Raw genomic sequence first — 13,765 nt, 5'->3', positions numbered from 1 at the left:
CGCTTTAGCCGAGCAAGGGACTGCGTGCTTTGGAAAATCCGCTTGCGCGATCGTAAGCGAGTCCGATCTGCAGCACGCCCAGATCTCCCTGAGTCGGACCGATAATCTGCAATCCGGCCGGCAAGCCATCGGCGCTGAAACCGGCCGGCGCACTGAGCGCGGGCAGCGACGCCATCGTGGCAGGAACGACGGTCTCCATCCAGCGATGGTACGTGTCCATCTCCCGGCCGCCGATTGCATGTGGCCAATCGAGCGCAGCATCGAACGGAAACACCTGCGCCGAAGGCATCACCAGATAATCGAATCGACCGAATAGCGAATTGACAGCCTGATACCACGCCGAGCGATCGCGAATCGCACGAGAAACGTCTTCTCCCGAAAGTCTCAAGCCTCGCTCGATCTCCCAAACGGCTTCGGGTTTGAGCAGCCGGCGCTTCGTGTCGTTGCGATAGAGCGGCGCATTGGTGCCCGCAAAGGTGAGGCTGCGCAAATCGATCCAGGCGTTCCAGAGACGATCGAGATCGAACTCCAAGTAGGCGGCTTCGACCACGCAGCCTATGGTTTCGAAATGACGCAGCGCGGTTACATACGTGTCCATCAAACCCGCTTCGGTCGGCAAGCGTCCGTTCAGATCGCCGAGCCAGCCGATGCGCGTGCCGCGCATATCGCGCTCGAGCGCGTGAGCGAAATCGGCGGGGCGATCGCTTCTGCGCGAGAGCGGGGCGCGTGCATCGAAGCCCGCTTGCACGGACAACAACAGGCCGAGGTCGGGGATCGTTCGCGCGATCGGACCGGCAACGCTGAATTGCTGAAAGAACACGTCGTCGCTGGGCGCGTAAGGTACGCATCCCGGCGACGTGCGAAATCCAAAGACGTTGTTGAATGCGGCGGGCGTGCGCAACGAGCCCATCATGTCGGAGCCATCGGCGCAAGGTAGCATGCGCAGCGCGACGGACACCGCCGCGCCGCCACTGCTGCCGCCTGCCGAACGCGATTGATCGAACGCATTGCGCGTGGTTCCGTACACGGGGTTATACGTATGGCCGCCCAGGCCGAACTCCGGAGAATTCGTGCGTCCCACGAATAGCGCGCCCGCGTTGCGCATGCGTTCGAACACGACTGCATCGACCTGACTGACTTCGCCCGCATGGATCGGCGAGCCCTTCGTCGTGACCATGCCGGCGGCCGGCAGAATGTCCTTGGGTGCTTGCGGAAATCCGTGCAGGGGTCCAAGGCTTTCCCCTTTGGATAGCTGCGCATCGCGTTCGGCGGCCAGCTTGAGCAGCGCATCGCGATCCTGCATCGCAACGATTGCATTGACCGCCGGATTCATGCGGTCGATTTGCGCAAGGTATGCGTTCATCACTTCGACGCAGGATGCGTCGCGTGCGTGAATCGCGCGAGAGAGCGCGACCGCATCGAGCGACACGATGTCGTCGTTCGGCAAGGAAGCGGAAGTTGTATCGAGTGCGGTCATGGTCTAGTGGTGAATGAGCGGGCTGAATCAGCGATGAAACTCGGGAAGCACATAGGCGGCGACCTCTTCGATGATATCGCGCGCGGGGCGCCGTTCCGAACTGACATTGAGCGTGACGTGATGCGTGCCGCTTTCGCGCATTTGATGCAAAAGGTCTATGAGTGCGCGATGCCCCGTGCGATAGCCGAGCGAAATGTCGGTTGCCGGTTCTTCGGGTCTATCGCTGAGATCGAGCCGCATCGCGACGCCAAATGCGCGGAAGGCGCCGGAAGCGGCCCGTTCGACTGCCGCGCGCCACATGCTGTATCGGCCGCGTTGCGCGTGCGGTTCGCGGTGATAGGTCATCCAGCCGAGCGAATGGCGCGCGATCCAGTCGACGCTTTGGCCGCCTGAACCGACGGCTAGCAATGGAATCGATGAGCTTTGGCGAGGCAGGAGATAGAACTCGGGCGCGCCCTCCGGCGCGCTGTCCGGAATCACCCGCGAGGGTAGTGCGACAGCCGCGGCCAGCGTGTCCCAATGCCGTCGATACAAGTCGCGTCGCTCATCGGGGTCGCGGCCGAACGCGGCATATTCCGGCGGACGGTCGCCCGAGCCGACGCCGAGGATGAAGCGGCCTCGCGAAAGCGTGTTGACCGAGAATGCGCCTTTGGCGATATGAAGCGGATGTCTGAGCGTCAGGACAATCGCGCCGCTGATGAGCGCGGCGCGCTCCGTGTTCGATGCCAGCGCGCCCAGCAGCACCCAGGGATCGAGATGCCCGACGGGATCCGGATAGTCAGCGCTGTTGAGCGGAACATCGCGGACCCAAAGCGCACGATAACCGAGCCCGTCGGCGAGGCACCCGAGGGCAATCTGTTCGTTGAAGTCGACGATGCTCTGATGGTCGGCCGTGATCGGCAACGTGAGGCCGATGGAGAGCTCGTCGCGAGCGAACACATCGCTCGCGATGGACGACGAGGGCGGAATGTGTTCGCTTGCGGTCATGGCACGCATCGCGTCAGGGAATTGGCTTGACGTCGATGGTATCACCGCGATTCGAATGGGCGCCGGCATCGGCCGCGCGAAAGAATGTAAAGCCCGGCGCCAGGAAGGTGCCGGGTTTCGTCATCATCGAGCGTCGGGTTATACCGCAGGCACGACGCTGCGCGGCGTAACGAGCGACACGGCATAGGTCACGACGATATTCACCACGAGCGCAATCAGCCCGATATAAGTCGGCCAGGAAGCGTCACCGACATGCAATACATAAACCGGCTTGAGGCCTTGCGAGATCGCGAGCCCGGTGCCGAGGACGATCCCGCATAGCCAGCCGAGGAAAAGCCCCGGCGTCGTCAAGCGGCGCGTATAGAGCGAGAACACGATGGCCGGGAAGATCTGCAGAATCCACACGCCGCCGAGCAATTGCAGATCGATCGCATACTGCGTCGGCAGGAACACGATGAAGAGCAGTGCGCCGAACTTCACGACGAGCGACACCAGCTTTGCCGTCGAAGCTTCAGATGCGGGCGTCATGTCGGGCGACACCAGCGGACCCCACAAGTTACGCGTGAAGAGATTCGCCGCGCCGATCGACATGATCGCCGCCGGCACGAGCGCGCTGATTGCAATGGCTGCCGCGGCGAAGCCGACGAACCACGACGGAAACAGTGTGCCGAACAAGGCCGGCACGACATCCGAAGCGGACTTCACATGCACGCCCGCCGCGATCGCCATGTAGCCGAGCAGCGCGATCAGGCCGAGCAGCAACGTATAGGCGGGCAGGAAGATCGCGTTCTTGCGCACGGTCGACGCGGAGGACGATGACAGCACCGCGGTCATCGTATGCGGATACATGAACGCCGCAAGCGCCGAGCCGAGCGCAAGCGATGCATATGCGGTGAACTGGCCTGGCTTGAGAATGATGCCGGTCGGGCCGCCCTTCGCCTTGAAGTACTGATCGGCTGAATCGAACACATGTCCGTAGCCGCCGAGCTTGAGCGGAATGAGCCATACCGCCGCGATCACGACGATATAGATCATGATGTCCTTGACAAAGGCGATCATGGCGGGCGCGCGCAGGCCGCTCGTATAGGTGTAGAGCGCGAGAATCACGAACGCGATGATGAGCGGCAGTTCGCCCGTCACGCCAAGCCCCTTGATGACGACCTGCATGCCCACGAGCTGCAGCGCGATATACGGCATCGTCGCGACGATTCCGGTCAGGGCGACCGCGGCCGGAAACCATTTGCCGCCGTATTCGCCTTGCACGTAATCGGCGCCGGTGATGTGGTTCTTCGCATGAGCGACCTTCCACAGCTTTGGCATCACCGCAAAAACGAATGGATACACGATGATCGTGTAAGGCAGCGCAAAGAACCCATATGCGCCGACCGAATAGACCAGCGCAGGCACCGCGATCACCGTATAAGCGGTATAGAAATCACCGCCGACGAGAAACCACGAGATCAAGACGCCGAACTGGCGGCCACCCAGACCCCACTCATGAAGTTGCGTGAGATCGCCGCGTTTCCAGCGTGCGGCAAAAAAACCGACGACGGTCACGAGCACGAAGAACGCGATGAAGATGGTCATCGCGACCGGATCGACTGGAGTGAAATCGTTCATCTGAGGCCCCTGTAGACGACATAAAGCAGGAGCGACGTGAGCGGCACCCACAAGAACTGATACCAGTAGAAGAAGGGGAAACCCCCGAAGGACGGACGCGTGTCGTTATAGAACGGCAGCCAGAGCAGGGCGACGTAAGGGATCAATAGCGCAACCCATAGCCAGGGGCTGCGGGGCGCATCGTTGTTGGGCTCCAAAGCTTTTCTCCTCGTGAATCAGCGCTGACAGGAACGTGCCGGCGCGCGGTCTCGACGTTCGTTTCGCTGATGCGAGCGAGGGCCGCCGCCAACGGGTGCGCATTATCCAAGATATTCTGGATTGTTGCCCGGCGCTCGAGAGCCGAAGGATTGGAGCAGGAAGGCATGCTTACGCAGTGCTTTCGCGGTGATGCCGACCTGCCGGATTGAAGCTAAAAGCGCCAGAAAAACGCCTTCATCCAGGGGCGACGAACGCTTACGAAACCTTGACGTTCTAAGAGCGGCCCCGCCTGCCGACGAGCATCGCGCGCTTGCCGCCAAAGCCCGTGACCTTGCGATATTCGAATCCGTTCTGCAGAAGCGCGCGTTTGACGTCGCCCGCGCTGGTGTAGGTGGCGAACGTCGCGTCCTCGCTGGCAATGTCAGCGAGCGACGCGAAGATGGCGGGTGTCCACATGTCCGGATTCTTCGCGGGCGCGAAGCCGTCGAGGTAAATGGCATCCGCCCTCATGCCGGATCTGGACAAACGCGGCAGGAGATCGGTTGCGTCGCCGAAAGCGACCTTCAGCGTCACCGCGCCCGCATCGAATTCAAGCCGATGCACGCCCGGCACAAGCGGCGGCCACGCCGACGCGAGCGCATCGGCGAGCGGTACGATCGTTTCGTCGTCGATGATCGTCGCATGCGCGCGGCGCAAATCGTCTGCGCTAAAAGGATGCTTTTCGATTGAGACGAATTCGATCGAAGCGGCGCGTTGAACATCGTCACGCCATGCCGCCCAGGTCGCAAGAAAGTTGATGCCCATGCCGAAGCCCGTCTCAAGCACGCTGAAACGCGCCTTGCCGCGCCATCGCTCGGGCAAGCCATTGCCATTCAGAAAGACATGGTGGGCTTGCGCGAGTGCGCCCGCGGCGCTGTGATAGATATCGTCGTGGCGCGGCGAATAGGGGGTTCCGTCGTCGCGGAACACCAGCGGTGCGGAAGCGAGCGGTTCGTGCATGTGCAAGCGTACGTGCTCAGGCGTCAGGTTCCGATTGATCGAGCGAAATGCCCAGCTCACCTGCCATGCGCTGAACCATCGCGCGCAATTGCATCACTTCGTGAGCGAGCCGTTTCTGCTCGGACTTGAGCGCTTCGAATTCGGAAAGCGAGAAGGATTCGCCGCCTTGCATGTCTCGCGCGGGCGCTTCGCTCACGCTTACCTCGCCGCAAAGCAGATGCATCCACCGGCTTTCGCGCTCGCCCGGCGTACGCGGCAGCTTGACGACGCGCGGCGGATCGTTCGCGGCGAGTTCGTCCAGAAAGCTTTCCACCGATGAAATGTCCGCGAAGGAATGCAGCCGTGCGCTGTTGGCGCGCAATTCCGCCACCGTTTGGGGACCGCGCAGGAAAAGCGTTGCGAGCAGGGCAACCGATTGGCTCGGCACGCCGAGCACGCGGTTCACGTTGTGTTCGAAGCGCGGCACGCGGCTGCTGCTTCCTTCGAAAACGAGACTCAGACGCTTGAGCCCGTCGATGGTCGTCAGCACTTCATCCTCGCTGACATTCATGACAGGCGCGCGCGCCGTCTTCTGGTTGCAACCCGCCGTCAGGGAATTCAGCGAGAGCGGATACGTGTCCGGCACCGTATGCTGTTTTTCGACGAGCACGCCGAGCACGCGCGCTTCAAGGGGCGTGAGCTCGCGCAGCGCGGGGCGGGGAGCGGCTTCGGAAGGGGTGTTCATATGCGTGAGAGTCATGCTGAGAGACGCCTATGATACCGGTGCCGCCGGAAGCGCCAAGCTTTGCGCACCGACTTGCGGCATAAAAGCGATACTTAAGCTGTGCAGCCCGCGGCAAGCGTGCGCCGTCTTGGTGCAAGGTAATTCAGCGTTATCGTTCGACGGTGCGTTTTACAGGGAGACCAAACAGCCAGATTCATTGGCATTGAAGTTGCTTTTTGACATGCGGCACTGGGCTGCCCGCGCAATCGATGCTCCGCACAAGACAACGTGACGGAATTGAACGCATCGCGCTTCGAGGTCGCCTATCGGCGCATCCGGCATGGTCCGGCGCGCTGCGTCTTTCAGGCTCTTCAGGCGTCTTGCGAGTGCAACCAGGAACATGAGCGAAAGGGGATCGTCACCCCGGCATGCACTTCATATGGAAGACCGGCTATGACGCAAGCATTCTTCAACGAGATGTTCGAGCGCTTCGATCTGGAGGCTCGCGGTGTGTCGGCGGCGGTATTTCGTGGCGTGGGCGATCCACGCACGCATTACCGCGACTTCATGAACTGGCTGACCGCGCAAAGCGATCAGCAGATCGATATCAAGCGCGCGGAAGCGGATCTCAACTTCCGGCGCGTGGGCATTACGTTCGCGGTGTATGGAACGAGCGATGTGCCCGGCATCATTCCCGAGCGCACGATTCCCTTCGACGTCATTCCGCGCATCTTTCCCGCCGACGAGTGGCGCGCACTGGAGCGCGGCTTGCGGCAGCGCGTGAACGCGCTCAACCGCTTCATCCACGACGTCTATCACGAGCAGGACATCATCCGCGCGGGAATCATTCCCGAAGCGCAGATTCTCGGCAACGCGCAGTATCGTCCGCAGGTGCGCGGTGTAAGCGCCGCGCGCGGCATCTATGCGCACATTGCGGGCATCGATATCGTGCGTGCGGGACAAGGCGAGTTCTATGTGCTCGAGGATAACTTGCGTGTTCCGTCGGGCGTGTCGTACATGCTCGAAAACCGCAAGATGATGATGCGGCTCTTTCCCGATCTCTTCGCGCGCAATCGCGTGGCGCCGGTCGCGCATTATCCGGATCTGCTGCTCGACACGCTGCGCGCGGCGGCGCCTGCCGGCGTGGAAAACCCGACCATCGTCGTGATGACGCCGGGCATGTACAACTCGGCGTATTTCGAGCACGCGTTTCTTGCGCAGCAAATGGGCGTCGAGCTCGTCGAAGGGCAGGACCTCTTCGTCGAGAACGACTATGTCTATATGCGCACGACGCAAGGTCCGCAGCGCGTGGACGTGATCTATCGTCGCGTCGACGACGATTTTCTCGATCCGCTCGTGTTCCGGCCGGATTCGGCGCTCGGCGTTCCCGGACTGATCGGCGCGTACCGCGCGGGCAATCTCTCGTTGTGCAATGCGGTAGGCACCGGTATCGCGGACGACAAGTCGATCTATCCCTACGTGCCGGACATGGTGCGCTTTTACCTCGGCGAAGAACCGGTTCTCAACAACGTGCCGACGTGGATGTGCCGCAAGCCGGACGAGCTCAAGTACGTGCTCGATCACCTGCCCGAACTCGTCGTGAAGGAGACGCATGGCGCGGGCGGTTACGGCATGCTGGTGGGTCCGGCGTCGACCGCGGCGCAGATCGCCGAATTCCGGGCGGTGCTGGAAGCGCATCCGGAGAAGTACATTGCGCAGCCGACGCTCGCGCTTTCCACTTGTCCGACCTATGTGGAGGCGGGCATTGCTCCGCGTCACATCGATTTGCGTCCGTTCGTGCTCTCGGGCACCGAGGTACGCATGGTGCCGGGCGGCTTGACGCGCGTTGCATTGCGCGAAGGCTCGCTCGTCGTGAATTCGTCGCAAGGCGGCGGCACGAAGGATACCTGGGTGTTGGAGCGCTAGAGAAAATTGCCAGGCGATATTGCCAAGGAAAGTTCAAGCATCGCCGGCCATGCCGCACTAAGGACAACGACAAACAACCGGGAATACCCATGCTGAGCCGTACCGCGGATCATCTCTTCTGGATGGCGCGCTATACCGAGCGCGCCGAAAACACCGCCCGGATGCTCGATGCGAATTATCAGCTCTCGCTCCTGCCGCAATCCGACGAATATGCGGAACTCGGCTGGCGCGCGATGCTGTCGATATCGGAACTGAGCGGAATCTATTCCGCCGCGCATCGCGGCATGAAAAGCCGCGACGTGATCGACTTCATGGTGCGCGATCTGTCCAACCCGTCGTCGATCGTCAGTTGCCTGCGCGCCGCGCGCGAGAATGCGCGCGCCGTGCGCAGCTCGACGAACAGCGAGCTCTGGGAAACCCTCAATACGACGTGGCTCGAATGCCAGCGCATGCTCGCCGACGGCATTCTCGAGCGCGAGCCGTATACGTTTTTCGAATGGGTCAAGTTCCGCTCGCATCTGTCGCGCGGTGTGCAGCTCGGCACCCTGGTCAAGGACGACGCGTTTTATTTCATGCGCCTCGGGACTTTCATCGAACGCGCGGACAATACGGCGCGCATTCTCGACGTCAAGTTCGAAATGATGGAGCAGCGCGCCGACACCTCCGCCCAGCCGTTCGATTACCACCACTGGACGGCGGTGCTCGGTTCGGTGTCGGGCTTCGAGGTGTATCGCAGGGTGTACCGCGATGTCATTACGCCCGAGCGCGTCGCGGGCTTGCTGATTCTATATGGCGACTGGCCGCGTTCGCTGGCGGCGAGCATCGCGGAAGTGGAGCAGCTGATCGCACAGGTGACGAAAGGGCGAGATACGGAAGCGGGACGTCTCGCCGCGCAACTGAGCGCCGAACTGAAGAACGGGCGCATCGGCGACATTCTGAAAGGCGGATTGCACGCTTATCTCGTGGACTTCCTTGCGCGCGTGAACGATCTGGCAGGCCGCGTGAGCCGGGAGTTCTTGCTGCCCATCGCGCCAGAAGAACCCGCAGCGCAGGAACAAACGCAAACCCAAACCCAAACCCAAACCCAAACCCAATCGCAAAGCAAGGGCTAGACGCGTGCATTTAGCGTTTGTCCGCCGCCGCCGCAACGACGCGATGCACGAAGCGCATCTTGTCGATGACCGCGGGCGGAAGCGTGAACGGATAGCCGTCCGGCATGCCGAGACTGCGGTTCAGGCTGTTCAGCACATAGGTGAGCGGGAACCAGCGTTTCATCAGGTTATCGAAGGTGGTTTCCTCGACCGGTGTCTGGTCCGTGAGCGTGGGCTCGTGCGGACTGTCGGGCACGAGCACGAGCCCGCACGATACCGCTGTGTCGAGCGTGTCGACGATATGCAGATAGTGCGCCCAGGTCTCCGCCCAGTCTTCCCACGGATGCATCGTGGCATAGGCGCTGATGAAATTGTCTTCCCATTGAGCGGGCGGGCCTTCCTTGTAATGACGATCGAGTGCGGCGGCATAGTCGGCCTGTTCGTCGCCGAACGCGGTGCGAAACGGCGCGATGCGCGCGGTGTCGGCGATCAGGCGATCGAAGAAATAGTGCCCGGATTCGTGACGAAAATGGCCGAGCAGCGTGCGGTACGGTTCATGAAGCGCGGAGCGCGTCTTCTCGCGATGCGCATCGTCGGCTTCGGCGATGTTGAGCGTGATGATGCCGTTGTTGTGCCCCGTCATGACGCCGTGGCCGTGCGCGTCGCCTTCGAGAAATTGGAATTCGAGGCCGCGCTCCGGGTCTTCCTGGCGCGATTTCACCTGCAGGCCGAGTTCGGCGAATGTGTAGAGCAAGCGGCGCTTCGCGGCTTCGAGGCGATACCAGTAGACGCGGTTCTCCGGATTCGAGAGGTTGGGAATGGTGCTCGTGAGCTGGCACGAACGGCAGAGCGTTTCGGATGGATCGACCTCGGGCGCGGGGACGACCCAGTTGCAGACGTTCTCCACCGCGTAGTTGTGGCACGGCCGATAGAAGAGATCCTGCGCAAGCGGATGCAGGCTGCGCCAGCGGCCGTCCTCGGTTTCCTCGAACGCGCTGATCTGGTTGATGTCGGGCACGTAGCCGAGCCGCGCGCCGCAGTTCTCGCAATGCGTGTTTTCGAAAAACACCAGCTGGTTGCAACGGTTGCAGTGAAAGGTCTTCATCGTGTGGTCGGAAGATGTGGGATCGCGCGACGTTCGCGTGCGCTTGCGCTGTCGGCAGAGCCGTCGCAAACATCGTGCCGCGAATCCGTCGGCTTTTCCATGACAAACAGAAGAACGTGTGAGCGTGCTTCGCCCGTGCACGGCGTCATTTGAATAAAGGAGTCCGGTGTGTCCATTCGTGTCGCGTTGAACCATGTCACGCATTATCGCTATGACCGGCTCGTCGGTCTTTCGCCGCAAGTCGTGCGCTTGCGGCCGGCTCCCCATTGCCGCACGCCGATCGTGTCGTATTCGATGCGCGTCGAGCCCGAAGATCATTTCATCAACTGGCAGCAGGATGCGTTCGCGAACTATCAGGCGCGTCTCGTGTTTCCGGAGAAAACGCGCGAATTCAAGGTGACGGTCGATCTCGTCGCCGAGATGGCGGTCTATAACCCGTTCGACTTTTTCCTTGAGCCGGCGGCCGAAATCTTCCCCTTTACCTATGCCCCGGAGTTGCTGCACGATCTCGCGCCATACATGGTCAAGCGCGAGTTGACGCCGCGCTTTGCGGCATTCGTCGAAAGTATCGATCGAACGCCGCGCGGCACCACGGACTTTCTCGTCGACCTGAACCAGCGGCTGTCACGCGAGATCCGCTATCTGATCCGTATGGAACCGGGCGTGCAGACGCCCGAGGAAACGCTCGAAACCGCGGCGGGCTCCTGCCGCGACTCGGGATGGCTGCTCGTCGAGACGCTGCGTCATCTCGGCCTCGCGGCGCGGTTCGTGTCGGGCTATCTGCTGCAGCTCGCGCCGGACACCAAATCCCTCGACGGCCCGAGCGGCACCGAAGTCGACTTTACCGATCTGCACGCATGGTGCGAGGTGTATCTGCCGGGCGCCGGCTGGATCGGCTTCGATCCGACCTCGGGCCTGCTCGCGGGCGAAGGGCACATTCCCGTCGCGTGCACGCCGGAGCCGGACAGCGCAGCGCCGGTTTCCGGGGCGGTGGACAAGAGCGAAGTCGAATTCGTCCACACGATGTCGATCGAGCGCGTGCTCGAAACGCCGCGCGTGACCAAGCCCTACAGCGAGGAGGACTGGAGCGCGGTGCTGCGCATGGGCGAGCAGGTGGATGCGCAGCTCGATGCATCCGACGTGCGTCTGACGATGGGCGGAGAGCCGACCTACGTTTCAGTGCGCGACCGCGATGCGCCCGAATGGAACACCGACGCGCTCGGCCCGACGAAGCGCTCTTACGGCGTGTCGCTGATGGACAAGTTGCGCGCGCAGTACGGCGCGAGCGGTTTTCTGCATATCGGGCAGGGCAAGTGGTACCCGGGCGAGCAACTGCCGCGCTGGGCGCTGTCGTTGTTCTGGCGCGCGGACGGCGAGCCGTGCTGGCAGAATCCCGCGCTCTTCGCAGACGAGCGTCAGTCGGCGTCGTATACGTCGGATGACGCCGCGCGCTTCCTCCGCCATCTCGCGGGCAAGCTGTCTTTGGATTCAAAATACATCCAACCCGCCTACGAGGATACCTGGTACTACCTGTGGCGCGAGCGACGCCTGCCGGTCAACGTCGATCCGTTCGATTCGCGTCTCGACGACGAACTGGAGCGTGCGCGTCTGCGCCGCGTGTTCGACGCCGGCCTGCCCTCGGTCACCGGCTATGCGCTGCCGATCTCGCGCGAAGAAGGCGTTCCCGCGATGCGGCCGGGCCGCTGGGTGAGCGGTCCCTGGTTTTTCCGCGACGAACGCATGTTTCTGATTCCGGGCGATTCGCCGATGGGCTACCGCCTGCCGCTCGATTCGCTGCCGTGGGTGTCGCAGGGCGATTACCCGTGGCAGCACGAGCACGATCCGTTCGGGCCGCCGACGCCCTTGCGCGCCGCAGCGGAATTACGCATGCAATATGCGGATCTGGATGTTGAATCACGCATGCAAAATGCCGAAGCGGGCACTACCGGGCGCATCGGAGCATGGAGCGGTGAAGCGGGAGCCTCGGGGACGCGGGGACCGTCGGGTGAATCGCGGGACCGCGCGCCGCAGCGCGGCGAGTCGGCAGGCTGGATCACGCGCACGGCGCTGTGCGTGGAAGCGCGCGACCCGGCGCGCGCGGCAGGCCCCAAGGCGGAAGCCGATGCATTGGAAAAGCTCGGCAGCGGCAACAAGCTGATGCATGTCTTCATGCCGCCGCTCACCGCGCTCGACGACTATCTCGACCTGCTCGCCGCCGTGGAGGCGACAGCCGCCGACCTCGGGATTCCGGTGATCATCGAAGGTTATCCGCCGCCGCGCGATCCGCGTCTCAAGATGCTGCAGGTGACGCCCGACCCGGGCGTGATCGAAGTGAACATTCATCCGGCGGCAAACTGGAACGATCTCGTCGAGCACACCGAGTTTCTCTACAACGCCGCGCACGAGTCGTATCTGAGCCCGGAGAAGTTCATGCTCGACGGGCGCCACACCGGCACCGGTGGCGGCAATCATTTCGTGCTCGGCGGCGCGACACCCGCCGACAGCCCGTTTCTGCGCCGCCCCGATCTGCTGGCGAGCCTGATCGCCTACTGGCACAACCATCCGTCCCTGTCGATGCTGTTCTCGGGCCTCTTCATCGGCCCGACGAGCCAGGCGCCGCGCGTCGACGAAGCGCGCAACGACCAGGTCTACGAACTCGAGATCGCATTCGCCGAGTTGCAGCACCAGCTCGATTTGCTCGGCGGACGCGGCAGCGCGACAGTGCCGCCGTGGCTCATCGACCGCATCCTGCGCAACATCCTGATCGACGTGACGGGCAACACGCACCGCGCGGAGTTCTGCATCGACAAGCTGTATTCGCCCGATGGCCCCACCGGCCGTCTCGGGCTGCTGGAGCTGCGCGGCTTCGAAATGCCGCCGCACGCGCGCATGAGTCTCGTGCAGCAACTCCTGCTGCGCGCGCTCGTGGCGCGCTTCTGGGAGATGCCCTATACCGCGCGCCTCACGCGCTGGGGCACGGAACTGCACGACCGCTTCATGCTCGGCACCTTCGTGCAGATGGACTTCGACGACGTGCTCACGGAACTGCGCGATGCGGGCTTCGCGTTCGAGCGAAGCTGGTTCGCGCCGCACTTCGAGTTCCGCTTTCCGCTCGTCGGCGCGTACGACACGAGCGGCATCGCGCTCACGATCCGCAACGCGCTGGAGCCGTGGCACGTGATGGGCGAAGAGGGCGCGATCGGCGGCACCGTGCGTTTCGTGGATTCGTCGGTCGAGCGGCTCGAGGTGCGCGCACTCGGCCTGAACGGCAATCGTCATGTCGTGACCGTGAACGGCGAGGCGCTGCCGCTGCAACCGACCGGCCGCGTCAGCGAATACGTGGCGGGCGTGCGCTTTCGCGCGTGGTCGCAGGCGGCGTCGCTGCATCCGACCATCGACGTGCATGCGCCGCTCACCTTCGATATCGTCGATACATGGACGGGGCGCGCGATCGGCGGATGCCAGTATCACGTCGCGCATCCCGGCGGCCGCAACTACCAGACGTTCCCGGTCAACGCATACGAGGCGGAAAGCCGGCGGCGCTCGCGCTTCTTCGCGATGGGCCATACGCCCGGCGCGATGCGCGTCGAAGCGCGCGAACGCAGCCTCGAATTTTCCTTCACGCTCGACCTGCGCTATCGTTGAAAGCACAATCATCA

General features: G+C 62.7%; 9 protein-coding genes and 1 pseudogene. 3 read left to right on the top strand and 7 right to left on the bottom strand.

All coding sequences use genetic code 11. The features are described 5' to 3' along the window. Window positions 1-4: 4 nt before the first annotated feature. The 6 genes and pseudogenes from AWB83_RS24665 to AWB83_RS24640 form a co-directional block, all read right to left on the bottom strand. Window positions 5-1,477, bottom strand: coding sequence for an amidase (locus tag AWB83_RS24665; RefSeq protein ID WP_087048228.1), 1,473 nt, complete (start codon window positions 1,475-1,477; stop codon window positions 5-7). 27 nt (window positions 1,478-1,504) lie between these two features. After that, window positions 1,505-2,464 (bottom strand): LLM class oxidoreductase, encoded by a 960-nt coding sequence (locus AWB83_RS24660; RefSeq protein WP_087048227.1) that lies wholly within the window; start codon window positions 2,462-2,464, stop codon window positions 1,505-1,507. A 138-nt stretch (window positions 2,465-2,602) separates the two neighbouring features. After that, on the bottom strand, window positions 2,603-4,084 hold the full coding sequence (mctP, locus tag AWB83_RS24655; RefSeq protein ID WP_087048226.1) for a monocarboxylate uptake permease MctP: 1,482 nt from the start codon (window positions 4,082-4,084) through the stop codon (window positions 2,603-2,605). Continuing rightward, a complete protein-coding gene (locus AWB83_RS24650) occupies window positions 4,081-4,281 on the bottom strand; it encodes a DUF3311 domain-containing protein (protein ID WP_087048225.1) in 201 nt (66 codons plus the stop codon). The genes mctP and AWB83_RS24650 overlap by 4 nt, the downstream gene beginning before the upstream one ends. Window positions 4,282-4,573: 292 nt before the next feature. Continuing rightward, window positions 4,574-5,281: pseudogene (mnmC2, locus tag AWB83_RS24645) on the bottom strand (tRNA (5-methylaminomethyl-2-thiouridine)(34)-methyltransferase MnmC2); the annotation flags it as partial. Window positions 5,282-5,297: 16 nt separating this feature from the next. Then, on the bottom strand, window positions 5,298-6,005 hold the full coding sequence (locus tag AWB83_RS24640) for a YceH family protein (RefSeq protein ID WP_087048223.1): 708 nt from the start codon (window positions 6,003-6,005) through the stop codon (window positions 5,298-5,300). 432 nt (window positions 6,006-6,437) lie between these two features. On the opposite strand from AWB83_RS24640, the gene AWB83_RS24635 reads away from it, so the two are divergent. Both AWB83_RS24635 and AWB83_RS24630 read left to right on the top strand, forming a co-directional pair. After that, window positions 6,438-7,910, top strand: coding sequence for a circularly permuted type 2 ATP-grasp protein (locus AWB83_RS24635; RefSeq protein ID WP_087048222.1), 1,473 nt, complete (start codon window positions 6,438-6,440; stop codon window positions 7,908-7,910). An 89-nt stretch (window positions 7,911-7,999) separates the two neighbouring features. Further along, entirely contained in the window at window positions 8,000-9,022 is a 1,023-nt protein-coding gene (locus AWB83_RS24630; protein WP_087048221.1) for an alpha-E domain-containing protein, read from the top strand. 10 nt (window positions 9,023-9,032) lie between these two features. Here the strand turns inward: AWB83_RS24630 and AWB83_RS24625 are convergent, their stop codons facing one another. Further along, entirely contained in the window at window positions 9,033-10,106 is a 1,074-nt protein-coding gene (locus AWB83_RS24625) for a zinc-binding metallopeptidase family protein (protein WP_087048220.1), read from the bottom strand. Between the two features lie 168 nt (window positions 10,107-10,274). Here AWB83_RS24625 and AWB83_RS24620 point away from each other — a divergent pair, with 168 nt between their 5' ends. Further along, window positions 10,275-13,751 (top strand): transglutaminase family protein, encoded by a 3,477-nt coding sequence (locus AWB83_RS24620; RefSeq protein ID WP_087048219.1) that lies wholly within the window; start codon window positions 10,275-10,277, stop codon window positions 13,749-13,751. Window positions 13,752-13,765: the final 14 nt, after the last annotated feature.

It is taken from the genome of Caballeronia ptereochthonis, from assembly GCF_001545075.1.
GTDB lineage: Bacteria > Pseudomonadota > Gammaproteobacteria > Burkholderiales > Burkholderiaceae > Caballeronia > Caballeronia ptereochthonis.
Note: the sequence above shows the minus strand (reverse complement) of the source record. Positions and strands in the feature narration are given on the sequence as shown.

Coding starts and splice junctions, on each gene's coding strand:
- AWB83_RS24665 (WP_087048228.1), bottom strand. CDS start 1,477: ATGACCGCACTCGATACAACTTCCGCTTCCTTGCCGAACGACGACATC.
- AWB83_RS24660 (WP_087048227.1), bottom strand. CDS start 2,464: ATGACCGCAAGCGAACACATTCCGCCCTCGTCGTCCATCGCGAGCGAT.
- mctP (WP_087048226.1), bottom strand. CDS start 4,084: ATGAACGATTTCACTCCAGTCGATCCGGTCGCGATGACCATCTTCATC.
- AWB83_RS24640 (WP_087048223.1), bottom strand. CDS start 6,005: ATGAACACCCCTTCCGAAGCCGCTCCCCGCCCCGCGCTGCGCGAGCTC.
- AWB83_RS24635 (WP_087048222.1), top strand. CDS start 6,438: ATGACGCAAGCATTCTTCAACGAGATGTTCGAGCGCTTCGATCTGGAG.
- AWB83_RS24630 (WP_087048221.1), top strand. CDS start 8,000: ATGCTGAGCCGTACCGCGGATCATCTCTTCTGGATGGCGCGCTATACC.
- AWB83_RS24625 (WP_087048220.1), bottom strand. CDS start 10,106: ATGAAGACCTTTCACTGCAACCGTTGCAACCAGCTGGTGTTTTTCGAA.